This is a genomic window from Amycolatopsis acididurans (assembly GCF_012328925.1).
Lineage (GTDB): Bacteria > Actinomycetota > Actinomycetes > Mycobacteriales > Pseudonocardiaceae > Amycolatopsis_E > Amycolatopsis_E acididurans.
In genome coordinates this window covers 152,144-175,791 of the sequence record NZ_JAAXLS010000007.1, presented here as the reverse complement: position 1 = coordinate 175,791, position 23,648 = coordinate 152,144, and the positions used below count along the sequence as shown (strand labels likewise).

General features: G+C 70.6%; 21 protein-coding genes. 15 read left to right on the top strand and 6 right to left on the bottom strand.

Annotation, left to right across the window (positions count from 1 at the left end; translation table 11 throughout):
• Complete coding sequence (gene metH, locus HFP15_RS13945; protein ID WP_312871583.1) at positions 1-3,609, top strand: methionine synthase; 3,609 nt, start codon at positions 1-3, stop codon at positions 3,607-3,609.
• A gap of 14 nt (positions 3,610-3,623) precedes the next feature.
• Here the strand turns inward: metH and HFP15_RS13940 are convergent, their stop codons facing one another.
• Positions 3,624-4,178 carry a hypothetical protein gene (locus HFP15_RS13940; protein ID WP_168515436.1) on the bottom strand — a complete coding sequence of 185 codons (555 nt, stop codon included), beginning with the start codon at positions 4,176-4,178 and terminating at the stop codon, positions 3,624-3,626.
• Between the two features lie 584 nt (positions 4,179-4,762).
• Between HFP15_RS13940 and HFP15_RS13935 the strand changes: the two genes are divergently transcribed.
• Positions 4,763-6,199, top strand: a complete 1,437-nt coding sequence (locus HFP15_RS13935) for an amino acid permease (protein WP_168515434.1) — start codon at positions 4,763-4,765, stop codon at positions 6,197-6,199.
• Here the strand turns inward: HFP15_RS13935 and HFP15_RS13930 are convergent.
• Genes HFP15_RS13930 through HFP15_RS13920 form a run of 3 tightly spaced genes read right to left on the bottom strand, consistent with a single transcriptional unit; the run spans position 6,159 to position 8,340 of the window.
• Positions 6,159-6,701, bottom strand: coding sequence for a molybdenum cofactor biosysynthesis protein (locus HFP15_RS13930; protein ID WP_168515432.1), 543 nt, complete (start codon positions 6,699-6,701; stop codon positions 6,159-6,161). The two genes, HFP15_RS13935 and HFP15_RS13930, sit on opposite strands and share 41 nt — an antisense overlap.
• Positions 6,665-7,120: a hypothetical protein gene (locus HFP15_RS13925; RefSeq protein ID WP_168515430.1), complete on the bottom strand. Its 456-nt coding sequence runs from the start codon at positions 7,118-7,120 to the stop codon at positions 6,665-6,667. The genes HFP15_RS13930 and HFP15_RS13925 overlap by 37 nt, the downstream gene beginning before the upstream one ends.
• Positions 7,120-8,340 carry a molybdopterin-dependent oxidoreductase gene (locus tag HFP15_RS13920; RefSeq protein ID WP_168515428.1) on the bottom strand — a complete coding sequence of 407 codons (1,221 nt, stop codon included), beginning with the start codon at positions 8,338-8,340 and terminating at the stop codon, positions 7,120-7,122. The genes HFP15_RS13925 and HFP15_RS13920 overlap by 1 nt, the downstream gene beginning before the upstream one ends.
• A 140-nt stretch (positions 8,341-8,480) precedes the next feature.
• On the opposite strand from HFP15_RS13920, the gene HFP15_RS13915 reads away from it, so the two are divergent.
• The 5 genes from HFP15_RS13915 (at position 8,481) to HFP15_RS13895 (ending at position 12,416) form a co-directional block, all read left to right on the top strand.
• Entirely contained in the window at positions 8,481-9,077 is a 597-nt protein-coding gene (locus tag HFP15_RS13915; RefSeq protein WP_168515426.1) for an Rv1733c family protein, read from the top strand.
• Positions 9,078-9,173: 96 nt separating this feature from the next.
• On the top strand, positions 9,174-10,268 hold the full coding sequence (locus HFP15_RS13910) for an LLM class flavin-dependent oxidoreductase (protein WP_168515424.1): 1,095 nt from the start codon (positions 9,174-9,176) through the stop codon (positions 10,266-10,268).
• On the top strand, positions 10,261-10,875 hold the full coding sequence (locus HFP15_RS13905; protein ID WP_168515422.1) for an FMN reductase: 615 nt from the start codon (positions 10,261-10,263) through the stop codon (positions 10,873-10,875). Before HFP15_RS13910 ends, HFP15_RS13905 begins: the two co-directional genes overlap by 8 nt.
• Before the next feature lie 63 nt (positions 10,876-10,938).
• Entirely contained in the window at positions 10,939-11,607 is a 669-nt protein-coding gene (locus HFP15_RS13900; protein WP_168515420.1) for a FadR/GntR family transcriptional regulator, read from the top strand.
• Entirely contained in the window at positions 11,604-12,416 is an 813-nt protein-coding gene (locus HFP15_RS13895; protein ID WP_168515418.1) for an ABC transporter ATP-binding protein, read from the top strand. The genes HFP15_RS13900 and HFP15_RS13895 overlap by 4 nt, the downstream gene beginning before the upstream one ends.
• 111 nt (positions 12,417-12,527) lie before the next feature.
• Here HFP15_RS13895 and HFP15_RS13890 read toward each other — a convergent pair whose 3' ends face one another.
• Entirely contained in the window at positions 12,528-13,145 is a 618-nt protein-coding gene (locus HFP15_RS13890) for a TetR/AcrR family transcriptional regulator (protein ID WP_168515416.1), read from the bottom strand.
• Positions 13,146-13,247: 102 nt separating this feature from the next.
• On the opposite strand from HFP15_RS13890, the gene HFP15_RS13885 reads away from it, so the two are divergent.
• The 8 genes from HFP15_RS13885 to HFP15_RS13850 all read left to right on the top strand — a co-directional run bounded on the left by HFP15_RS13885 (position 13,248) and on the right by HFP15_RS13850 (position 22,200).
• Entirely contained in the window at positions 13,248-14,591 is a 1,344-nt protein-coding gene (locus HFP15_RS13885; RefSeq protein WP_168515414.1) for a cytochrome P450, read from the top strand.
• Positions 14,591-15,484, top strand: a complete 894-nt coding sequence (locus tag HFP15_RS13880; RefSeq protein ID WP_168515412.1) for an alpha/beta fold hydrolase — start codon at positions 14,591-14,593, stop codon at positions 15,482-15,484. Before HFP15_RS13885 ends, HFP15_RS13880 begins: the two co-directional genes overlap by 1 nt.
• Positions 15,471-16,316 (top strand): SDR family NAD(P)-dependent oxidoreductase, encoded by an 846-nt coding sequence (locus HFP15_RS13875; protein WP_210717205.1) that lies wholly within the window; start codon positions 15,471-15,473, stop codon positions 16,314-16,316. The genes HFP15_RS13880 and HFP15_RS13875 overlap by 14 nt, the downstream gene beginning before the upstream one ends.
• Positions 16,313-17,779: a flavin-containing monooxygenase gene (locus HFP15_RS13870; RefSeq protein ID WP_168515408.1), complete on the top strand. Its 1,467-nt coding sequence runs from the start codon at positions 16,313-16,315 to the stop codon at positions 17,777-17,779. Before HFP15_RS13875 ends, HFP15_RS13870 begins: the two co-directional genes overlap by 4 nt.
• An 18-nt stretch (positions 17,780-17,797) precedes the next feature.
• A complete protein-coding gene (locus HFP15_RS13865; protein WP_312871582.1) occupies positions 17,798-18,220 on the top strand; it encodes a thioesterase family protein in 423 nt (140 codons plus the stop codon).
• Positions 18,221-18,323: 103 nt separating this feature from the next.
• Positions 18,324-19,073 (top strand): 3-hydroxybutyrate dehydrogenase, encoded by a 750-nt coding sequence (locus tag HFP15_RS13860; protein ID WP_168515406.1) that lies wholly within the window; start codon positions 18,324-18,326, stop codon positions 19,071-19,073.
• 21 nt (positions 19,074-19,094) lie between these two features.
• Entirely contained in the window at positions 19,095-20,423 is a 1,329-nt protein-coding gene (locus tag HFP15_RS13855; RefSeq protein ID WP_376768870.1) for an MFS transporter, read from the top strand.
• Between the two features lie 4 nt (positions 20,424-20,427).
• Positions 20,428-22,200 carry a helix-turn-helix domain-containing protein gene (locus HFP15_RS13850; RefSeq protein ID WP_168515402.1) on the top strand — a complete coding sequence of 591 codons (1,773 nt, stop codon included), beginning with the start codon at positions 20,428-20,430 and terminating at the stop codon, positions 22,198-22,200.
• On the opposite strand, the gene HFP15_RS13845 is transcribed toward HFP15_RS13850, so the two are convergent.
• Positions 22,197-23,621 (bottom strand): MFS transporter, encoded by a 1,425-nt coding sequence (locus HFP15_RS13845; protein WP_312871581.1) that lies wholly within the window; start codon positions 23,619-23,621, stop codon positions 22,197-22,199. The genes HFP15_RS13850 and HFP15_RS13845 overlap by 4 nt on opposite strands.
• Positions 23,622-23,648 lie beyond the last annotated feature (27 nt).

Below are 23,648 nucleotides of genomic sequence, written 5' to 3'. Positions count from 1 at the left end.
GTGAACTCCATCGACGCGCTGCGCGGGATCCTGGACCAGCGGGTCGCGGTCCTCGACGGCGCCTGGGGCACGATGCTGCAGGGCGCCGGTCTCACCCCCGCCGACTACCGCGGCGACGTGGTCGCCGACCATCCGCACGACGTCACCGGCGACCCGGACCTGCTCAACCTCACCAGGCCGGACCTCATCCTCGACGTGCACCGCCAGTACCTCGCGGCGGGTGCGGACATCACCACCACCAACACCTTCACCGCGACCAGCATCGGCCAGGCCGACTACGGACTGGCCCATCTCGTGCGCGAGATGAACGTGCGCGGCGCGCGGATCGCCCGCCAGGCCGCCGACGAGGCCGGTGGCCGGTTCGTCGCGGGCTCGATCGGGCCGCTCAACGTCACGCTCTCGCTCTCGCCCAAGGTCGACGAGCCCGCCTACCGCGCGGTCGGCTACGAACAGGTCCGCGACGCCTACGCCGAGCAGATCGCCGCGCTCGCCGAGGGCGGCGTCGACCTGCTGCTCATCGAGACGATCTTCGACACGCTCAACGCCAAAGCCGCGATCACCGCCGCCCGCGACGTCGCACCCGACCTGCCGTTGTGGATCTCGGTCACCATTGTCGACAAGTCGGGCCGGACGCTGTCCGGGCAGACCGTCGAGGCGTTCTGGAACGCGATCGAGCACGCCGATCCGTTCGTCGTCGGGGTGAACTGCTCGCTCGGCGCCGCCGAGATGCGCCCGCACGTCGAACAGCTGTCCCGGCTGGCGGGCACCTACGTCGCCTGCCACCCCAACGCCGGGCTGCCCAACGCGTTCGGCGGGTACGACGAGGCGCCGGAGGAAACCGCCGAGATGCTCGCCGAGTTCGCGGGCACCGGCATCGTCAACATCGTCGGCGGCTGCTGCGGCACCGGGCCCGGCCACATCGCCAAGATCGCCGAGGCCGTGGGCTCGGCGACCCCGCGCACCGTCCCGCCGCAGCGCACGCACACCCGCTTCAGCGGTCTGGAGCCGTTCGAGATCGGCGCGGACACCGGCTTCGTCATGATCGGCGAGCGCACCAACGTGACCGGTTCGGCGAAGTTCCGCAGGCTGATCGAGTCCGGCGACTTCCAGGCCGCCGTGGACGTCGCGCTCGACCAGGTGCGTGGCGGGGCCAACCTGCTCGACGTCAACATGGACGCGGACCTGCTCGACAGCGAGCAGGCCATGACCACGTTCCTCAACCTGATCGCGACCGAACCCGAGGTCGCCCGCATCCCGGTGATGATCGACAGCTCGCGCTGGAGCGTGCTGGAGGCCGGGCTCAAATGCGTGCAGGGCAAGGGCGTGGTCAACTCGATCAGCCTCAAGGAGGGCGAGGAGCAGTTCCTGCGCCAGGCCCGGCGCATCCGCGACTACGGCGCCGGGGTCGTGGTCATGGCCTTCGACGAGAAGGGCCAGGCCGACACCACCGAACGCAAGGTGGACATCTGCGGCCGGGCCTACGACCTGCTCACCCGTGAGGCCGGTTTCCCGCCCGAGGACATCGTGTTCGACCCGAACGTGCTCGCCGTGGCCACCGGCATCAGCGAGCACAACGGCTACGCCAAGGCGTTCATCGACGCGCTGCCGCTGATCAAGCAGCGCTGTCCCGGCGCACGCACCAGCGGCGGCATCTCGAACCTGTCGTTCTCCTTCCGCGGCAACGAGGTCGTGCGGGAGGCCATGCATTCGGCGTTTCTGTTCCACGCCGTGCGCGCGGGGCTGGACATGGGCATCGTCAACGCCGGTCAGCTGGCCGTGTACGAGGACATCCCGGCCGAGCTGCTCGAACTGGTCGAGGACGTGCTGTTCGACCGGCGCGAGGACGCCACCGACCGGCTCGTCGAGTTCGCCGAGACCGTGCGCGGCAAGGGCCGCAAGCGCGAGGTCGACCTGTCCTGGCGCGAGGCGCCGGTCGAGGAGCGGCTGCGGCACGCGCTGGTGCACGGGATCGTCGACTACATCGAGGCCGACACCGAAGAGGCGCGCGCCAGCCGGGCGAAGCCGCTGGAGGTCATCGAAGGCCCGCTGATGGACGGAATGAAGACCGTCGGGGATCTGTTCGGCTCCGGCAAGATGTTCCTGCCGCAGGTGGTCAAGAGCGCACGCGTGATGAAGCGTTCGGTGGCCTACCTCGAGCCGTTCATGGAGGCGGAAAAGGAGCAGCTGCGGGCCTCCGGGCAGCTGGAGAACGAGCGCGGCCAGGGCAAGATCGTGCTCGCCACGGTGAAGGGCGACGTGCACGACATCGGCAAGAACATCGTCGGGGTCGTGCTGGGCTGCAACAACTACGAGGTGATCGACCTCGGCGTGATGGTGCCCGCAGCCACGATCCTGGACACCGCGATCGCCGAGAACGCCGACGCGGTCGGGCTGTCCGGGCTGATCACGCCGTCGCTGGACGAGATGGTCTCGGTCGCGGCCGAGATGCAGCGGCGCGGACTGAAGCTGCCGTTGCTGATCGGTGGCGCGACCACGTCACGGCAGCACACCGCGGTGCGCGTCGCTCCCGCCTACGACCACACCACGGTGCACGTGCTCGACGCCTCCAGGGTCGTCGGCGTGGTCTCGGATCTGCTCGATCCCGTGCGGGCCGGCGCGCTGGACGTCTCGAACCGGGCCGAGCAGGCACGGCTGCGCGAACAGCACGAGAGCAAGCAGCGCCGTCCGATGCTGACGCTGGAGCGGGCGCGGGCCAACGCGGAGCGGGTGTCTTTCAAGGAGCTTCCGGTGCCGTCGTTCACCGGGGTGCGCGAGGTCGAGCCCGGGCTGCCCGCGCTGCGCGAGATGATCGACTGGCAGTTCCTGTTCCTGGCCTGGGAACTGAAGGGCAAGTACCCGGCGATCCTCGACCAGCCGGTCGCGCGGGAACTGTTCGACGACGCGAACACGTTGCTGGACGAGATCATCGCCGACGGCAGCCTGCACGCGCGGGGCGCCTACGGGTTCTGGGAGGCGCACAGCGAGGGCGACGACATCGTGCTCGGCAACGGCGTGCGGTTCCCGATGCTGCGGCAGCAGACGTCCAAACCGGACGGACGGGCGAACCGGTGCCTCGCGGACTACATCGCACCGGCCGGGGATCACCTCGGCGGTTTCGCGGTGACCGTGCACGGCGCGGACGAGCTGGCGCGGCACTACGAGAGCGAGCACGACGACTACCGGGCGATCATGGTGAAGGCACTGGCCGACCGGCTGGCGGAGTCGTTCGCGGAGTACGTGCACCTGCAGGCCCGGCGCGAGTGGTTCGAGCCGGACGCGCAGCCGTCGCTGGCGGACCTGCACGCGGAACGTTTCCGCGGGATCCGGCCGGCGCTGGGCTATCCGGCCAGCCCGGACCACAGCCAGAAGCGGGAGCTGTTCGACCTGCTCGGCGCCCGCTCGCTGGGCCTGGACCTGACGGAGTCGTACGCGATGACCCCGGCGGCCAGTGTCAGCGGGCTGATCTTCGCGCACCCGGAGTCCCGCTACTTCACCGTCGGCCGCCTCGGCCGCGACCAGATCGAGGACTACGCGGCCCGGCGCGGCGTGGCCCGGGCCGAGGTGGAGAAGTGGCTGCGCCCGAACCTGGACTACGACCCGGACCGCTGAGCACCCCGCATCCGTTACTCCCACTCCTGGAACAACTGGGCCAGGCGTTTCCTGGTCCGCTCGGTGAGGATGCCGACGGCGTCATCGCCGAGCGGTTTCACCGCGTGCTCACGCACTTCTCGGTGGCGTTCGGGCGCAGGGCAGCTGAACAGCGCCAGAAATCGGAGACTGCGCAATGTTTCCTCGTGGGTGATCAGGCTCAGCAACGGCACCTTCGCCACGAGCACGCTCTTGAACGCGGCCCACACCTTGTCCACGACGACATCCACCACCGCGCCGGTGATCTGCGGCCGTTTCGGCTGCAGCGAGGAATCAGCGATGGATTTCTTGACGACACGCTTACCCCATTCCGGGATCTTGTCCATCACGGACCGACATTCCTCGACCACCCGGACCAACCCGACGAACAAGTCACACCAGCCATGGTTCGCGAGCTGACGTGCGGCTTCGGCCGGATCGGCGGTCAGCTCGGTCAGCGCGGCGTAAATGTCGTCCCACAGGGCTCTGTCCGTCATCGCACCGGCGAGGATCTCGACTTGGTCCACCGGCGCCGGCACCGGGACCGTCATCGAAGGCTCACCGACCGCGGCGGCATGCGCGGCTTGCTCAGCAACCCCCGCGCCGCCGGGATCGGTTTCGCCGAGGGCTGCGCTCCCGGGTTGGTCCGAACTCCGGGCCCATGGGACGAAAGGGCTTTCACAAGGTTCACGAGAAGCTCCGGACGCCAGTCGGCACGCGACGTCGAGGCGTGCGGAATCGACGGCAACGCGCCGAAGATGAGCATTGGGCCGGAACCGCTCCGGCCGGTAGTGCTCGGCCCATTCGGTTTCAAGGCTGCCGCGTCTGTGTTGTCGCTCGGCTTCCGGGGCTTTCGCAAGCCCAAGCCAGCCCTGCCAGCCATGCTGTGAACCGCCGCATCCGGAACACGCGCAGTCACGCCCCTTGGCCGTCGCACAGTTCGCGTTGTGATTACCTCGCCGCGACCCCATTCCGGTCCCCCCCCAGAAAATCAGTTCCCTCGATCATGCGAGAAACCGGAATGAGCTATCGACCGCCACCAAGGTGACGGCCCCGTTACTTAAAGTGATCACCTCGCATCCGTTACTTCCACCCGATCCAGCGCACACCGCCGTGATCTTCTAACGTTTGCGCAATGGGCATCATGCGCAAACTGGACGTCGACGAAGTCCTCGCGCGGCAGGACTCCGGTGAGCTGAAGCGCCGGCTGCGGGCGCGTGACCTGGTCGGTTTCGGCGTCGGGATCATCATCGGCACCGGCATCTTCACCCTCGCCGGCGTCGAGGCCAAGACCCACGCCGGACCCGCCGTCACGCTGTCCTTCGTCATCGGGGCGGTCGTCGCGGGCCTCGCGGCGCTCTGCTATGCCGAACTGGCCTCCAGCGTGCCCACCGCGGGCAGCGCCTACACCTACGCTTTCGCGACGCTGGGCGAGGTGTTCGCCTGGATCATCGGCTGGGACCTGCTGCTCGAGTTCGCCCTCGGCGCGGCCGTCGTCTCCCGCGGCTGGTCCGGCTACCTCGCGAACCTGATCGGCCTGCCGCAGTCCTGGTTCGGCGAGGACGCGACCGTCAACATCGGCGCGGTCCTGATCATCGCCGTGCTCACCGTCATCGCGGTGGTCGGCATCCGCGAATCGGCGCGTGTGACCAACCTGCTGGTGCTGGTCAAGGTCGCCGTGTGCGTGCTGATCCTCGCGGTGGGCGTGTTCTTCGTCAAAGGCGCCAACCTCAGCCCGTTCATCCCGCCGGCCCAGCCCAGCGCGGGCACCGGCAGCGTGCTGCACCAGCCCGTCGTGCAGGCCGCGCTCGGGCTCGGCCAGTCGGTCTACGGCATCGGCGGCGTGCTCTCCGCCGCCGCGATCGTGTTCTTCGCCTACACCGGTTTCGAGGCGCTGGCCAACCTCGGCGAGGAGACCCACAACCCGCGTAAGGATCTGCGCGTCGGCATCCTCGGCGCGCTCGCCGTGTGCGCGCTGCTCTACATCGGCGTCTCGCTCGTGCTGACCGGTATGGTGCCCTTCACCGGTATCGACGAGAGCGCGCCGCTCGCCGCCGCGTTCGATTCGGTCGGCATGCACTGGGTCGGCGCGCTGATCTCGCTGGGCGCGGTCACCGGCCTGACCTCGGTGATGATGGTCGAACTGGTCACGATCGGCCGGATCGGGTTCGCGATGGGCCGCGACGGCCTGCTGCCCAAGGCGATCGGCACCACGCACCCGCGCTGGGGCACCCCGCACCTGATGACGATCGGCGGCGCCGTGGTCATCGCCGCGCTGGCGGCGTTCGTGCCGATCAGCGAACTGTCCGACATGGTCAGCATCGGCGCGCTGTCGGCCATGGTGATCGTCGCGGTCGCGGTGCCGGTACTGCGGCGCAGGCGCCCGAATCTCAAGCGCCCGTTCATGGTGCCCTTCTCCCCCGTCCTGCCGGTCGTCGCCGCGATCGCGTGCTTCTACCTGATGCTGAACCTGGACGTGATGACCTGGCTCCGCTTCGCCGCCTGGCTCGTGGTGGGCCTGCTGATCTACTTCACCTACGGCCGCCATCACTCCCGGCTCGCACAGCGCTGAGCACGGTCAGCGTCGCGGCACCGGTTCGCAGCACACCGTCGTCCAGCGGCGTGCACCGCACACCGCCCCGGCCACGCAGCCCGCGGAAGGCACCCGGCGCGACCACCACGTCCATCCACGCGCACGGATTCGCGGGCCGGTTCGCCTGGAACCGGACCGGCCCGCTGCCCGAGTCGAGCGCGAACACCGCGCCCGCCTTGGCGCCACGGGTGCGGGCCAGACTGTCCACAGTGAACCCGCGGAGGATGATGTTCCGCCGCGTCAGCACAGGATCGGCGCCCCATTCGTCCACCGCGGCGGCGTCGAACACGGTGACCGCGGCCTGCCGGTGCGCCGGGCGGTTGAAGTAGCGGTCGCCGACCAGTCCGCGCCCGGCGCGGACTGTGATCTCCTGACGCAGCAACGGTTCCGGGTCCGGGCGCGGTCCGTCGGCCGGCCGCCCCTCGTAGGCGTGGACCGCCGAGACTACGAGCGCGACGATCTCGACCTCGTGCGTCGCCATACCTTCACCGTACCCAGCCGGATCGCGTAGACCAGGCCGGACGCGACGAACATCGCGAGCACCAGCCACAGCCACCGGCCGAGATAGGGCTGCTGGTCCAGCGAGGTCGCGGCCAGATGCGTCGCCTCGCCCTGCCGGATGATCCCGGGCAGGAACATCAGCAACGTCAGCCCCGCACCCAGCAACGGAATCCGGACGTGGTTGAGCACCGGCACCGGCAGCCGCGAAAGCCCGCGATCGGCCAGCGTGTACAGCGGGTAGAGCACGAGATCGTGCACGAGGGCCGCGCCGATGAACCAGATCAGCATCGCCGGCAGCGCCGGATCGCCCAGCAGGAACGAGCCCGCGTACGCGGCGAGTGCCAGGCACGCCGGCGTCACCACCAGATGTCTCCAGCCGGCACCGTACAGCCGCCGCATCACACGCTCCGGAACTCGATCGAGCGCACCCATTTCGTGCAGTGCACACCGGGCAGCGCGGGCACGATGACGCGGGCCGGGAAGCCATGGTCCAGGCTCAGTTCGCGGCCGTTGACGCGCAACGCGAGCAGGGCGTCCGGATCCCGTACCTGCGCGGCGTTGAGGGTGGCCTGCGCGAACGGTCCCTGTTCGAGCGAGGTGACGAACGCCGAAGCGGGCTCGGGCACGCCGGCCAGCGCGGCCAGGTCACGCAGCCGCACACCGGTCCAGGTCTGCTCGGTCGACCAGCCTTCGACACACGCGATCGGCAGCCGCGCGGTGTGCTGCGGCAGCGCGAGCAGGTCCGGCCGGCTCAGGCTCAACCCGCCGAGCGTCAACCGCCACGCCGCGCCGGTGTCCGCCGCGGAGATCCTCGCGGCGACGGCTGTGCGGTTGACGGGAAAATCGCCCTCGGGTTCGCGTCCGCGCGGCAACAGCAACGCCGCGCCCCGCAACGGCCCGCCGATCGTCTGTCCCGCTGTGAGCACCCCGACCAGCAGCACCCCGCCGCCGACCAGTCCGAGCGCACCGCGCCTGCTCATCGTCGGCGGCGCGGGATCCTCGGCCACGAGCCCGGTTTCGTCGGGCGGCTCGGATTCGGTCCGCTCCCGGGGTGTCGCGAGTTCGGCACGCAGCGACCGTGACCGCAGCGCCCGGATCATGGTGGGCAGCTTCAGCGCGACGTGCGCGACGAAGGCGGCGATGAACACCCACGCGCCGATGTAGTGCGCGGTGTAGAAGCTGAAGCCGAACGCGTAGTCGTACTGGATGTTGAGCAGCCCGGTCGCGATCTCGAACAGGACGCCGCCGACCAGCAACAGCAGCGAGAGCCGTTCGGCCGCGTGCGCGAGCGAGCGCACCGGCGGCCAGTCGAACAGCTTCGGGATGACCGACCACAGTTTGGCCAGCACGACCGGCACCAGCACCAGGCCGAGCCCGACGTGCAGCCCCTGCGTGAGCCGGAACAGCCAGGCCGGGCGGGCGGGCCAGTCGAACCCGGGCAGGCGCAGCAGGCCGACGTCGCCGGGAATGCCTTGCCCCTGGCCGTAGGCGACGTAGTCGAGCAGGCCGGTGATGATCACGATCGGCAGGCTGGCGAGCAGCACGGCGCCGAACACCGACGTGAGCCAGGGCCCGCGAAGGGGGCTGCGAAACCGCGGACGCGGCCGGGAGGTTCTCACGCGGCCGACGTTAGGACCGGCCCTTCGGCGGGAAAACCCGGAACGTGCTCCGGTGAGACTCTCGTAAGGGTTGTCCACGATGGACGCGACGAGCGCGCGGCGGTGGGAAGTCCGATACTGGGAGGGGAAAGGGGGCCGTGGTGGAGACCGGAACGCCGTCGTGGTGGCTTCGCTGGTGGCGCGTGTGCTGGCGCCGGCGGCCGCTGCGCCGCGGCGCGGACACCGTCGAAAGCCTCCTCGTGCTCTTCGCCGTCCTGTTCGCGCTCGCCGGGGTGCCGCTGGCCGGGGTGCTCGGCTCGACCATCCACGGTGACCAGCTGGCGATCTCCGAACAGCAGCAGCGCACCCGCTACGAGACCACGGCCGTCACGCTGGTCAACGGGATCGACGCGCCGGCCGCCCTGCGCGGCCCCGCGCAGGTGCCGGTCGAGGTGCCCGCGCACTGGACGGCCCGCGACGGCAGCCCGCACGCCGGCACCGTGTTCGTCAGCCGCGAGACCAGGGCGGGCGCGGTCGTGCCGGTGTGGCTGGACCAGACCGGGGCCCGCACCACCGCGCCCACCACTGCCGGTGACGCGGCGCTGACCGCCTCGCTCACGGCGATCGTGGCGTGGTCGGCGCTGGCCGCGGCGCTGGCCGGAATCGTGGCGCTGGCGCACTGGATCCTCGACCGGCTGCGCTACCGCGCCTGGGCGCGCGAATGGGAGCACCTCGGCCGCGATTCCAGCTATTCGTGACCCGGGCCACACGCCTGCGACGCCTTCCTCTCGCGCGAAATATTCTTGCGCGCGAGACGTTTACCGAGGTGCGGTCAACGGACTAGGAGGCCCCCAATGCAGTTCGGAGTGTTCACGGTCAGCGACGTCACCACTGACCCGACCACCGGGGAGACACCGGACGACACCCAGCGCGTCCGCTCGATGCTCAAGATCGCCCAGCACGCCGACCAGGCCGGGCTGGACGTCTTCGCGACCGGGGAGCACCACAACCCGCCGTTCGTGGCCTCCTCCCCCACCACCCTGCTGGGCTACCTCGCCGCGGCGACCAAGGACATCGTCCTGTCCACCTCGACGACGCTGATCACCACCAACGACCCGGTGAAGATCGCCGAGGACTACGCGATGCTGCAGGTGATCTCCGACGGCCGGATGGACCTGATGATGGGCCGCGGCAACACCGGGCCGGTCTACCCGTGGTTCGGCCAGGACATCCGCCAGGGCATCCCGCTCGCGATCGAGAACTACGCGCTGCTGCGACGCCTGTGGGAAGAGGACGTGGTGGACTGGGAGGGCAAGTTCCGCACCCCTCTGCACGGCTTCACCTCGACCCCGCGCCCGCTGGACGGGGTGCCGCCGTTCGTGTGGCACGGCTCGATCCGCAGCCCGGAGATCGCCGAGCAGGCCGCCTACTACGGCGACGGGTTCTTCCACAACAACATCTTCTGGCCGATGTCGCACACCAAGCAGATGGTCGGCTTCTACCGGCAGCGCTTCGAGCACTACGGCCACGGCAAGGCCGACCAGGCCATCGTCGGGCTCGGCGGGCAGGTGTTCATGCGGAAGAACTCCCAGGACGCATGGAACGAGTTCCGCCCGTACTTCGACAACGCGCCGGTCTACGGGCACGGCCCGTCGATGGAGGACTTCACCGCGGCCACCCCGCTGACCGTGGGCAGCCCGCAGCAGGTCATCGAGCGCTACGCGAGCATGCGTGAGGACGTCGGCGACTACCAGCGCCAGCTGTTCCTCATCGACCACGCCGGACTGCCGCTGAAGACCGTGCTGGAGCAGATCGACCTGCTCGCCGAAGAGGTCGTTCCGGTGCTGCGCAAGGAAATGGAGGCCAAGCGGCCCGCGCACGTGCCCGCGAACCCGCCCAGCCACGCCGAGCGCGTCGCCGCGGCACGGAAGGAGAAGGACAATGCGTGACTTCACGATCGTGGCCGTCTCGGCGGGCCTCGGGAAACCGTCGTCGACACGACTGCTCGCGGACCGGCTCGGCGAGGCGACGGTCACCGCGCTCAAGGCGCAGGGCGCCGGCGCGAAGGTCGAGAACATCGAACTCCGCGACCTCGCGCACGACGTGGTCAACACGATGCTGACCGGATTTCCGTCCGGCGCCATGCCGGAAGTGCTGGAGAAGGTGACCGGCGCCGACGGCCTGATCGCGGTCACACCGGTGTTCACCACGTCCTACTCGGGGCTGTTCAAGTCCTTTGTGGACGTCATCGATCCCGAATCACTGACCGGGATGCCGGTGCTGCTCGGCGCGACCGGCGGGACGGCACGGCATTCGCTGGCGCTGGAGTACTCGATGCGCCCGCTGTTCACCTACCTGCACGCCGACCTGGTCACGACGTCGGTGTTCGCCGCGACCGACGACTGGGCCGGTGAGGCCGGCACGGTCAGCCCGCTACCCAAGCGCATCGAACGCGCGGGCGGCGAGCTGGCGGCCCGCATCGCCGGCGCCCGGCACCAGGGACCGGCCGGGCTGTATGACAACGTGCCGAGTTTCGAGGACATGCTCGGACGCTGACCCGCCACGCGGACCAGGGGGAATCCGGGCAAGGCCGGCCAACTCCTCTGATAAGCTGAGGAGGTGTCGCCCTCGGTACAACGTCGTCCGCTGACCTCGCTCACCGCGGACGAGCTGCTCAACCAGATCCGGTCCGGCGAATGGGCTCTCGGCCACAAGCTTCCCGGTGAGGCCACGCTCGCCGCACAGCTGGGCGTCGGGCGCTCCACGCTGCGCGAGGCCATCCGCGAACTGGCGGGCAAGGGCGTGCTCGACTCGCGTCAGGGCTCCGGCGTTTTCGTCACCGCGCTCGATGTCACCGAGGACTGGGACGCGGTAGTGCGCCGCGCGTCGGTCGTGGCGGTCATCGAGGCGCGCATCGCCATCGAGACCGAGGGCGCTTCGCTCGCGGCCGAACGCCGCACGCCGGCCGACCTGCGTGCCATCCGGCGCGCGCTGGCCCACCGCGAATGGCACGGCGACATCGAGGAACACGTCGACGCCGACATGGCGTTCCACCGCACGGTGCTCCTCGCGGCGCACAACGATGTGCTCGTCGAACTGTTCGACACCTTCGTCCCGCGGATCCGCAAGGCGATGGTCGACATGCTCAGGGCGCGTCTGGTCGCTGACCCCGAAACAGACCACGCCGCGCACACCGAACTCGTGGACGCGATCGCGGGCCGGGACCCGCGCGCGGCGGCCGAATCGAGCCGTAGCCACCTGATTGCAGTGAAACGAGCCTTCGCATGAGCCCGACACCGGACGCGGTGCTGGAACTGAACGACGTCACTTTTCGCAGGCAGGGCAAGGAGATCCTGCACGGCATCACCTTCACCGTGCGCCGCGGCGAGCACTGGGCGCTGCTCGGCCCGAACGGCGCGGGCAAGAGCACGATCCTCGGCTTCTGTGGCGCGGTGACGCATCCGACCTCGGGCACCGTGCACATCCTGGGCAGGCGACTGGGCCGGGTCGAACTGCAGGCCCTGCGCCGCACCATCGGCCACGTCAACCCGCGCCACCCGCTGCGCTCGCCGCTGACGATCCGCGAGGTCGTGCTCACCGGGATCACCGGCAGCGTCGATCTCCCGCCCCGCTGGCAGCCCGCGCCCGGCGAGGTCGCCAAGGCCGACAGTCTCATCGAAACCCTGGGCCTGCGAGGAAAAGCCGGCGAGCGCTGGCCGACCCTGTCCCAGGGCGAACGCGGACGCGCGCTCATCGCCCGCGCCCTGATCGGCGATCCCCGGCTGTTGTTGCTCGACGAGCCCTCCACCGGCCTGGACGTCGCCTCGCGCGAGCAACTGCTGGAGACGATCGACCTGCTCGAGGTGACCCATCCGGGCGTCTCGTCGATCCTGGTGACGCATCACCTCGAAGAGCTGCCCACCACGACCACGCATGCCCTGCTGCTCGCGAACGGGCGCGTCGTCGCGGCCGGGCCCGCCGGAGAGATCGTCACCACCGAACACGTCTCGCGCACGTTCGACCATCCGATCGAGGTGGACCGCCAGGACGGGCGCTGGTCCGCCCGCGCGTCGCGCGGTCTCACGGCGGCGCGCTGACGGATGGCCCGGGTCCGGGACCCGGCGGAGACCTCGTCCTGCTCGAACCCGGTCAGCCGGGCCCGGCTCGCACCGCGGCCGGTCAGCCGCTCCAGCAGGCCGATCTCTTCGTCAGTCGCGCGGGCCCAGTAGCGCGATCGACGCCTCGACCGCGACCTCGGTGACGTCGCCGATGCGCCCGCCGTCCTCGACGGTGGAGGCCATCAGCTCGCGCAGCCCGCCGAGCAGGATGATCGCGAGCTGCCGTGGCACCGGCTGAATCCCGGCGGCACGCAGTTCCTCGGTGTCGCACAAGGTCTGGATCATCGCGGCGAACGCGTCCATCATGTCGCGTTGCAGCGTGCGGGCCGCGGTGCCGAGCGAGGGCAGGTCGCGGATCCAGCTCAGCGTCAGCGCCGGCGCGGACTCGGCGGCCGCTATCCAGGCCACGACCGCCGCCCGGATCTGGACGTCCCAGCGCGCCTTGGGGTCCACCGCCGCGGAGATCTGCTCGATCATCCGCGCGTTGGCGTCGGCCAGCAGCGCCAGGTAGCACGATTCCTTGTCGGAGAAGTGCTCGTAGAACGTGCGGCGTGAGGTGCGAGCGCGGCGGACGATGTCGGCGACCGTCGTCCGCCGGTAGCCGTCCTCGGCGATACACGTGGCGAGCGCGTCCAGCAGGCGCGCCCGGAATCCCCCCTCGTCTTCCTTTGCCGCGCGCGTGAGCGCGTCGCTACCGGTCGTCCTCACCACCGTCACGCTATACCCCGATCCGCCGGCTTCTTGCCCCGGAATGGTACATCGGCGTACCGTGTTGTGGTACGCCGATGTACCAGGCCGGAAGGGAATCGCATGACGAGCGTCAAACTGCCGCCCGGTCCGTCCGCGCCGCGCGCGGTTCAAGGTCTCTACGCGCTGCTCAAGCCGCAGCGCGGGATGCGTGAGCTGCGGGCGCGCTACGGCGACGCCTTCACGGTGAACGTCCCGATCTTCGGCCGCGCCGTCGTGCTCAGCCATCCCGGCGAGATCAAGCAGCTGTTCCAGACCAGCAACGAGCTCGCCGAGAACATCGAGCCCAACCTCGGGCGGCTGCTCGGGCCCGGCTCGCTGTTCGCGCTGACCGGCGACGAGCACCGCAAGCAGCGCAAGCTGCTCGTGCCGCCCTTCCACGGCCGCAGGCTCGGCGCCTACGAACGGATCATCGAGGAGGAGACCCTGCGCGAGCTCGCCTCCTGGCCACAGCAGCGCCCGTTCGCGACACTGCCTTCGATGATGCGCATCACCCTGAACGCGATCCTGCGCGCGGTGTTCGGCGCCGAGGGCGCGGATCTGGAGCGGCTGCGCGAGCAGCTGCCGCGCATGGTCACGCTCGGTTCCCGCCTCGCCGCGGTTCCGCTGCCACGGGTCGATCTGGGACGGTGGAGCCCATGGGGCCGGTTCTGGGGCTACCGCCGCGAATTCGACGCGATCATCGACGGGCTGATCGCGAAGGCCCGCCGCGACGACGGGCTGGACGAACGCGACGACGTGCTCGCGCTGATGCTGCAGAGCCGCTACGACGACGGCACCGCGATGAGCGACCGCGACATCGCCGACGAGCTACTCACCCTGCTGGTCGCGGGCCACGAGACCACGGCGACCACACTGGCCTGGGCGGTCGAGCGGCTGCGCCGGCATCCCGCGGTGCTGCGGCGGCTCGTCGAGGAGGTGGACGAGGGCGGCAGCGCCTACCGTGACGCGACGATCACCGAGGTGCAGCGCGCGCGGCCGGTGATCGACCTCGTGGGGCGCCAGGTCCGGGTCGAGACGCTGGAGCTGGGCCGGTGGGTCCTGCCGAAGGGGCAGTCGGTCATGGTCAGCATCGCGCTGATGCACGACGATCCCGCGCTGTTCGGCCGGCCGCACGAGTTCGACCCGTCGCGGTTCCTCGACGCGAAACCCGATCTGTACCAGTGGATCCCGTTCGGCGGAGGCACACGGCGCTGCGTCGGGGCGGCGTTCGCGGCGATGGAGATGAACGTCGTCCTGCGCACGATGCTGCGCGATTTCACGCTCCTGCCGACCACCGAACGCGACGAGCGCTGGCATTCCCGTGGCGTCGCGAACGCGCCCGGCAAGGGCGGGCAGGCGGTCGTCCGCCGCCGGGCCCGCGTCACGACCCCGTCCACACCGGCCACGACCTCAGGAGCGCTGTGATGACCGAGCACAAGGCGGACGTCGGCCGCGGTATCACGCTGGTCTATGAGCGGTTCGGCGATCCCGGCGCGCAGCCGCTGCTGCTCATCGCGGGTCTCGGCCAGCAGCTGCACAGCTGGCCGACCGAGTTCTGCGAGCAGCTCGCCGGGCGCGGGTACCAGGTCGTCCGGTTCGACAACCGGGACGTGGGCGCCTCGACGCACGCGCGGTTCCGGCCGCCGAGCCTGCCCGCCATGCTGCTGGGAAGGTTTCCGCCGCAGCAGTACGACCTCGCCGATCTCGCCCACGACACCGCCGGCCTGCTGGACGTGCTCGGCTTCGACGCCGCCCACCTCGTCGGTGTCTCGATGGGCGGGATGATCGCGCAGACCGTCGCCGCGCTGCATCCGGCGCGGGCGCGCACCCTCACCTCGATCATGTCCACCACCGGCACCCGCCTCGCCGGGCTGCCGGCGTGGTCCACGTGGCGGCTGCTGGGCGCCCGGCCGCCCAGGACCCGGGACGAGGCGATCGAGCACACCGTGCGCATCTTCCGGCACATCGGTTCGCACGGGTTCCCGTTCGACGAGCCCTTCGTGCGGGAGCTGGCCCAACGCGACTGGGCGCGCGACCCGTCGTCGGCGGGGACCGGGCGGCAGCTCGCCGCGATCCTGCGCTCGGGCAACCGGGCCCGGCAGCTGCACTCGATCACCGCGCCCACGCTGGTGGTGCACGGCGACCGTGATCGCATGGTCCATCCGACCGGGGCACTGGCCACGGCCAGGGCGATCCGCGGCGCGCGGCGCGCGACCATCCGCGGGATGGGCCATGATCTTCCTCGGGGCGCGTGGCCCGTCCTGCTCGACCTCATCTCCGAACACGCATCCGTCGGGAGTGCCGATGCCAAGGCTTAGTGTCACCGGGAAACCGGTCGTGATCACCGGTGCGGCGTCCGGAATCGGCCGCGCCCTCGCACAGCGCCTGTCGAAACTCGGGTCGCCGGTGGCGATCGCCGACGTCGACCGCACCGGGCTGAAGGCCACCGCCGCCACACTGCCCGGTCCCGTGCTCACCCGCGTGCTCGACGTCAGCGACGCCGACGACCAGCACCGCTTCGCCGGCGAGGTGCGGGAGTGGCTTCCGGCACCGCTGGCAGCGGTGTTCAACAACGCCGGCGTCGCGGTCAGCGCGAGCGTGCTCGGCGGCGTGCCGGAGGACGACGACTGGCTGCACCGGATCAACTTCCACGGCGTGGTCAACGGCACGCGGGCGTTCCTGCCCGTACTGGCCGAGCAGGATTCCGGCGCGATCGTGAACACCTCCAGCGTGTTCGGGCTGCTCGGCATGCCCTACCAGAGCGCCTACTGCGCGGCGAAGTTCGCGGTCCGCGGCTTCACCGACTCGCTGCGCCAGGAGCTGCGCGGCACCGGCGTGCGGGCGGTGACCGTGCACCCCGGCGGGATCAGGACCAACATCGCGCGCAACGCGCGGATCCGCACCGATCCCGAGGGGCTCGGCCGCACGAAGGAACAGATGGCCGCGCAGTTCGAGGCGATCACGATGACCTCGCCGGAGAAGGCGGCCGAGATCATCCACAAAGGACTCGAACGGGGCAGCTCGCGCATTCTCGTCGGCCCGGACGCGTACTTCTTCGACGCGCTGGCCAGAATCACGCCGACCCACTACTACACCGTGCTGTCGCTGCTGCAGAAAAGGCTCGCCGGCCGGACGAAGGAGGCCGTGTGACCGAGCACGTCGACGTCGCGATCATCGGCGCCGGGCTGTCCGGCATCGGCGCGGCGCACCACCTGCACACCGCCTTTCCCGGCCGCACCTACACGATTCTGGAAGCCCGCGACGCCATCGGCGGCACCTGGGACCTTTTCCGCTATCCCGGCGTGCGCTCGGACTCCGACATGCACACGCTCGGCTACCGGTTCCGCCCGTGGACACACGCCAAGGCCATCGCCGACGGGCCGTCCATCCTGGACTACATCCGGGACACGGCCGGCGAGGCGGGTATCGACCGGCACATCCGCTTCGGGCATCGCGTCGTGGGCGCGTCGTGGTCCACCGAGGACACTCGCTGGACGGTCGATGCGATCCACAATGGAGAGACGGTACGGCTGACCGCGAACTTCCTCTACGTGTGCAGCGGCTACTACCGTTACGAGGGCGGCTACTCCCCCGACTTCCCCGGCATCGACCGGTTCGGCGGGACGGTCGTGCATCCGCAGCAGTGGCCGGAGGATCTGGACTACAGCGGCAAGAAGGTCGTCGTGATCGGCAGTGGCGCCACCGCGGTGACACTCGTGCCCGCGATGACGGACCGGGCCGAGCACGTGACGATGCTGCAGCGCTCCCCCACCTACATCATGTCGCTGCCCGCGGAGGACAAACTGGCGGTGCGGCTGCGGCGGCTGCTCGGCGCCCGCTGGGCCTATCCGGTCGTGCGCTGGAAGAACGTGATCACCCAGACGCTGCTCTACCAGCTCAGCCGCCGCAGGCCGGACCTGGTGCGCTCGCTCATCCGCACCGCGACCGTCAAGCAGCTCCCGGCCGGATTCGACGTCGACACGCACTTCAAACCGCACTACAACCCGTGGGATCAGCGGCTGTGCCTCGTTCCGGACGGCGATCTGTTCCGCGCGCTGCGCCGTGGCACGGCGTCCGTGGTGACCGATCGCATCGCCGGGTTCACCACCTCCGGGATCGAACTGGAATCGGGTGAGCACCTCGACGCGGACATCGTCGTCACCGCGACCGGACTGCGCCTGCTGGCCATGGGCGGTATCGCGATCACCGTGGACGGGCGTGAGATCAAGCTGCCGGAAACCATGGCGTACAAGGGAATGATGCTCTCCGGTGTGCCGAACTTCGCGTTCACCATCGGCTACACCAACGCGTCGTGGACGCTGAAGGCGGATCTGGTGAGCGAGTACGTGGTGCGCCTGCTGCGGCACATGGACGCGGGCGGCTACGACGAGTGCGTGCCGGTCAACGATGATCCTGGCGTCACCGAACGTCCGCTGCTGGACTTCGACGCCGGCTACGTGCAGCGCTCGATCGACGACTTCCCGCGCGCCGGATCCCGCGCCCCGTGGCGGCTCGGCATGAGCTACGCGCATGATCTGGTGACCTTGCGGCACCGCCCGGTCGAGGACGGGATCATGCGTTTCTCCCGCAACCGCACCACGAACGCCGCGTGAGCGCCCTATGATCGGCGCGTGAAACCGACACTGCGTCCCGGACTCGTCACGTCGTTTCAGTACCGCGTGCCCGCCGAGCGCACCGTGCCGCATCTGCTGCCGGAGTCGCCGGAGTTCGCGGTGATGCCCTCGGTGCTGGCCACCGGTTACCTCGTCGCGATCGTCGAGTGGACCTGCATCCGCGTGATCGACGAGCATCTCGACGAGGGCGAGCAGACGCTGGGCGTGCACGTCGATCTCAGCCACGAGGCACCGACCCCGCCGGGCGATCTGCTCACCGTCGACGCCGAGCTGACCGAGGTCACCGGCAGGCAGCTGACGTTCGCGGTCGAGGCGTCCGACGGCGCGGCCGTGGTGTGCCGGGGCACGCACCGCCGTGCGGTGATCGACCGCGACCGGTTCACCGGGAAGCTCGCCGCCCGGGTCAACGGCCGACGCTGACCGCCACCTGCCTGAGCCCAGTGTCTGGTCACCATAGAACCGCTCCAGGTTGTGGTGACTGAACACATACCCGGCGGATGCGCCGCCACTTAACGTCCTTCGCATGCGAAGTGGCATCTCCCTCGACGGCCGGGTCGCGCTGGTCACCGGCGCGGGCAGCGGCATCGGCCGGGCCTGTGCCCGCGCGCTCGCCGAAGCCGGCGCGAAGGTGCACGCGGTCGACGTCGACCGGGCCGCGGCCGTGGCGGGCGAGATCGGCGGCTGGGCACAGGTGGCCGATCTCGCCGATCCCGCCGCGATCGACGGCCTGCCCGCCGAGGTCGACATCCTGGTCAACAACGCCGGGTTCCAGCACGTGGCGCCGCTGCCGGAGTTCCCGCCCGAGGTCTTCACCCGGATGCAGCAGGTGATGGTGACCGCGCCGTTCCTGCTGATCCGCCGCGTCCTGCCGGCGATGGCGGCGAAGGGCTGGGGGCGGATCGTCAACATCTCCAGCGTGCACGGCCTGCGCGCGAGCCCGTTCAAGGCCGCCTACGTGGCCGCGAAGCACGCGCTCGAAGGACTGTCCAAAGTGGCCGCTCTGGAGGGCGCGCCGCACGGCGTGACGAGCAACTGCGTCAGCCCCGGCTACGTCGACACGCCGCTGGTCCGCGACCAGATCGCGGCACAGGCGGCCGCACACCGCCTCGGCGAGGACGAGGTACTGGAACGCGTGCTGCTGGACCGCGCCGCGGTGAAACAGCTGATCGCGCCCGAGTCGGTCGCCGAGGTCGTGCACTGGCTGTGCGGCGATCACGCCGGCCAGCTCACCGGGGCTTCCCTTCCCATCGACGGCGGATGGACCGCCGCGTAGAACGCACAAAGGAGTGTGACCGTGTCCCCATCGCGTGGTTCGATCGCGAAGGTGGTCGGGGCGAGCCTGATCGGCACGACCATCGAATGGTACGACTTCTTCCTCTACGGCTCGGCCGCCGCGCTGGTGTTCGGCAAGCTGTTCTTCCCCGCCGCCGACGCGCTCACCGGCACCCTGCTGTCCTTCGCCACGTACGCGATCGGCTTTCTCGCGCGCCCGCTCGGCGGGGTCGTGTTCGGGCATTTCGGCGACCGCGTCGGCCGCAAGAAGCTGCTCGTCATCAGCCTGCTCATGATGGGCGGCGCGACCTGCGCGATGGGGCTGCTGCCGACGTATGCCACGGTCGGCGCGGCCGCCCCGCTGCTGCTCACGGCGCTGCGGCTGATCCAGGGCTTCGCGCTGGGCGGGGAGTGGGGCGGCGCCGTGCTGATCGTGTCCGAGCACGGTGCCCGCGACCGCCGCGGCTTCTGGGCCTCCTGGCCGCAGTGCGGCGCGCCCGGCGGCAACCTGCTGGCCACGGCCGTGCTCGCGATCCTCGCCGCGACCCAGTCCGACGCGACCTTCCTGTCCTGGGGCTGGCGGGTGCCGTTCCTGCTCTCGGGCGTGCTGGTGATCATCGGGCTGTGGATCAGGCTCGCCGTCACCGAATCCCCGGTTTTCCTTGCCGCGCAACGCAAAGCCGAGGAACGCCCGGACAACCACATCCCGGTGCTGGACGTGTTCCGCACCTCGTGGCGGCAGGTGCTGGTGACGATCGGCGCCCGGATGGCCGAGAACGTCTCCTACTACGTGCTCACCGCGTTCATCCTCGTCTACCTCACCGGCCCGCTGCACCTGGCGAAATCCGTCGGGCTCACCGCGGTGCTGATCGCCTCCGCCGTGCACTTCGTGACGATCCCGGCCTGGGGCGCGCTGTCGGACCGCGTCGGCCGCAAACCGGTGTATCTGTTCGGCACGATCGGCATGGCGGTCTGGGGGTTCGTGTTCTTCACGATGCTCGACACCCGCTCCCCCGCCGTGATCGTGCTCGCGACCACCATCGGGCTGCTGCTGCACGGCGCGATGTACGGCCCGCAGGCCGCGTTCTTCTCCGAGCAGTTCGCGACCAGGGTGCGCTACACCGGCCTGTCCGTCGGCGGCCAGCTGTCCTCGATCGCGGCGGGCGCGCTCGCGCCGATTCTCGCGGTCGCGCTGCTCAAGGAGTTCGGCAGCACCGTCGCGGTCTCGGTGTACGTGCTGGCGATGTGCCTGCTCACCGTCGTCGCGGTGCTCGCGGCCAGGGAGACCAGGGGCAGCGACCTCGAGGCCGAGGACCCGGCCGCGGCGGTGCCCGCACCGGCCACGCGATGACAAGATGATCCTCGTGGACGACGACGTGCTCCAGCTGCTCGACCTGCTCGCCGGTGGCGCGAGCGCCGAGCGGCTGGCGCACGTCGGCGCACCGGCCAAGGCCGTCGAGCTGGCGCTGCGCATCCACGGCACGCTGTCCGGGCACCGCCGCCGCGAGGCCGAGCTGCTGGCGCTGTTCGACACCGCCAGCGACCTGGCGCGGCTGCGCGATCCGGATGCCGTGCTGTCCTCGATCGTGCACCGGGCCCGCACGCTGCTGCGGGTGGACGTGTCGTATCTGAGCCTCAACGACGAGGCCGCGGGCCGCACGTACATGCGAGTCACCGACGGGTCGGTGTCGAAGCTGTTCCAGGAGCTGACGCTGGGCATGGGCGAGGGACTCGGCGGGCTGGTCGCGCAGACCGCGCGGCCCTACGCCTCGCGCGACTACTTCGGCGACCCGCGTTTCCGGCACACCAGCCCGATCGACACCGCGGTGCGCGACGAGGGGCTGCGCGGCATCGTCGGGGTGCCGCTCGCGCTCGGCGACCAGGTCATCGGCGTGCTCTACGCCTCCGACCGCAGCCCGCGCGAGTTCAGTCCGGACGAGATCGCGCTGCTGTCCTCGCTGGCCGACCACGCCGCCATCGCGCTCGACAACGCCCGCCTGCTGGAGGAGATCAGCTCGCATTCGGAGTCGATGCACCGCGCGGAGGAAGCACACGACCGGCTGATGGACCTCGTGCTGCGCGGCGGGGACCTCGCCGACGTGGCCGCCGAGGTCGCGGCGGTGCTGCACGGCACGATCGGCCTCTACGACGCTGGAGGTTCGTGGCTGGCGGGCGAGGACCGGCGGCCGCCGCCGTCGAAAGTCGTGACCACGTCACGCGAAACCGGGCGCGCGGTGTCCACAGAGGACTCGTGGGTGTGCGCCGTGCAGGCCGGGCACGAGCTCTTGGGCAGCCTGGTGCTCGGCGGGCGGGGCGAGCTGGTGGACGCCGACAAGCGGCTGTTCGAACGGGCCGCGGTGGTCACGGCGCTGCTGCTGATGCTGCGGCGGTCGGTGGCCAAGGCCGAGGACGAGGTGCGCGGTGAACTGCTCACCGACCTGCTCACCGCGCCCGACCGCAACCCCGCCACGCTGGTGGCCCGCGGCCGGCGTCTGGGCCTGGACCTCGCGGCGCCGCACGTCGTGCTGATCGCGCACGCGGACGGGGTGTCCCGGCGGCGGCTGGTGGCGGCCGCCGCCCGGCACACCGCGCTCGCGGGTGTCCACGCGGAGCAGGTCGTGCTGGTGGCCGCGGCGCAGGATGCGGAAACGCTGGCGTCGCGGCTCGCCGTCGAACTGTCGTCCACTGTGGAGCTTGCGGTGACCGTCGGCGCGGCGGGACCGGCACGCGGTCCGCGTGAGATCGCCGACGCGCACGCCGAAGCGGCACGATGCCTGCGCGCACTGCTCGCCCTCGGCCGTTCCGGCGAGGGCGCCTCGGCCGCCGGACTGGGTTTTCTCGGCGTGCTGCTCGGCGACCGGGCGGACGCGGCGGGGTTCGTGCGGCAGACGCTGGGCCCGGTGCTGGACTACGACGCCCGCCGCGGCACCGATCTGGTGGGCACGCTCAACGCGTACTTCGGGGCGGGCGGGAACCTCACCAAGGCCAAGGAATCGCTGCACGTGCACGTCAACACGGTGGTGCAGCGGCTGGAGCGGATCGGCGCGCTGCTCGGCGAGGGCTGGCAGGCCCCGGAGCGCGCACTCGAACTCCAGCTGGCCCTGCGGTTGCACGCCCTGGGCGGTTAGACCGCCTGCCGCACCCTGCGCCGGGTGCGCACCACATCCGTCACCCCCACGGCCGTGGCCAGCACGACGAAGCCGACGGCGACCACGATCGCCGTGCCGAGGCCGTCGCCGTAGCGCTGCGCGGTCGTGCCCGTGGCGCCGACGCCCGCGAAGAACGCGGCGCCGATCACCGCCTGCCCCACCGCGAGGCCGATGCGCTGCGCCGTCTGCAGCACGCCGCCCGCGGTGCTGCCGATGGCGGGATCGACGCTGAGCAGGGTCAGGGTCTGGTTCGGCGTGACGATGGCCCCGGCACCGGCCCCCATCACGAACAGCGCGGGCGCCAGCACGAGCGCGACATGCGCCGTGGGCGCGTGGTCGACCAGCACGGCCAGCGCGACGCCGCCCAGGCCGTAGGTCACGGTGGCCGCGACCAGCAGCGGGCGTCCCACACGCGTGACCACACGGCCCACGAGCGGCGCGGAGATGCCGTTGCCGATGGCGTAGGCGGTGGCCGCGAGCCCCGACTCCAACGCGGTGTAGCCGAGCCCTTGCTGGTAGTACAGGGTCAGCACGAGCGGCACCCCGGCCAGCGCGGGAAAGCAGGCCAGCGCGAGCACCGAGCCGGTCGTGTAGGACGGCTCCCGGAACAGGCGCAGGTCCACCAGCGGATCGCGGCGCAACCGGGTCAGCCTGCGCTCCCGCCGGAAGAACAGCACCAGCAGCACCACGACCGGCACCGGAAGCACGCCGAGCAGCCAGCCGGGCAGCGTCCGGTACTGCACCGACGCGAACAGCACGCCGAACGTGGCGCCACCGAGCAGCGCCGCACCGAGCACGTCCAGGCGGTGTCGCCCGACCGCCACGTCCGACGGCAGCAGCCGCCTGGCCAGCAGCATCACCACGACCCCGATCGGCACGTTGACGAAGAACACCAGCCGCCAGCCCACCTGCTGGCCACCGAGCGCGATGAGCGCGCCGCCGACCAGCGGGCCGAGTGCCGTGCCGAGCCCGACCGTCGTGCCGAGCACGCCGAACGCCCGGCCCCGCTCGTGCCCGCGGAACAGCTGCTGGATCAGGCCCGACACCTGCGGGTTGATCAGCCCGCCCGCCAGTCCCTGCAACACTCGCGCCGCGATGAGCACGGACACGCTCGGGGCCAGCCCGGCCAGCAGGCTCGTGCCCGCGAAGCTGGCCACGCCCACCTGGAACATCAGCCGACGCCCGTGGTCGTCGCCGAGCCTGCCCGCCAGCACCGGCACCAGCCCGAACGCGAGCGTGTACCCGCTGACCACCCACTGCAGCTCGGAGGGCACCGCGCTCATGGCGTGCCCGATCGAAGGCAGCGCGACGTTGGTCACGCTCACGTCGAGCAGCGTCATGAACAGGGCACTACAGCAGGTCAGCAGTGCCAGCCAGCGGCGGGGATCGGGTTCGGGCACGCCTGCCAACATATCTCGCCGGGTGGG

Coding starts and splice junctions, on each gene's coding strand:
- HFP15_RS13940 (WP_168515436.1), bottom strand. CDS start 4,178: ATGACGGTCCCGGTGCCGGCGCCGGTGGACCAAGTCGAGATCCTCGCC.
- HFP15_RS13935 (WP_168515434.1), top strand. CDS start 4,763: ATGGGCATCATGCGCAAACTGGACGTCGACGAAGTCCTCGCGCGGCAG.
- HFP15_RS13930 (WP_168515432.1), bottom strand. CDS start 6,701: ATGGCGACGCACGAGGTCGAGATCGTCGCGCTCGTAGTCTCGGCGGTC.
- HFP15_RS13925 (WP_168515430.1), bottom strand. CDS start 7,120: ATGCGGCGGCTGTACGGTGCCGGCTGGAGACATCTGGTGGTGACGCCG.
- HFP15_RS13910 (WP_168515424.1), top strand. CDS start 9,174: ATGCAGTTCGGAGTGTTCACGGTCAGCGACGTCACCACTGACCCGACC.
- HFP15_RS13905 (WP_168515422.1), top strand. CDS start 10,261: ATGCGTGACTTCACGATCGTGGCCGTCTCGGCGGGCCTCGGGAAACCG.
- HFP15_RS13895 (WP_168515418.1), top strand. CDS start 11,604: ATGAGCCCGACACCGGACGCGGTGCTGGAACTGAACGACGTCACTTTT.
- HFP15_RS13885 (WP_168515414.1), top strand. CDS start 13,248: ATGACGAGCGTCAAACTGCCGCCCGGTCCGTCCGCGCCGCGCGCGGTT.
- HFP15_RS13880 (WP_168515412.1), top strand. CDS start 14,591: ATGACCGAGCACAAGGCGGACGTCGGCCGCGGTATCACGCTGGTCTAT.
- HFP15_RS13875 (WP_210717205.1), top strand. CDS start 15,471: ATGCCAAGGCTTAGTGTCACCGGGAAACCGGTCGTGATCACCGGTGCG.
- HFP15_RS13860 (WP_168515406.1), top strand. CDS start 18,324: ATGCGAAGTGGCATCTCCCTCGACGGCCGGGTCGCGCTGGTCACCGGC.
- HFP15_RS13850 (WP_168515402.1), top strand. CDS start 20,428: ATGATCCTCGTGGACGACGACGTGCTCCAGCTGCTCGACCTGCTCGCC.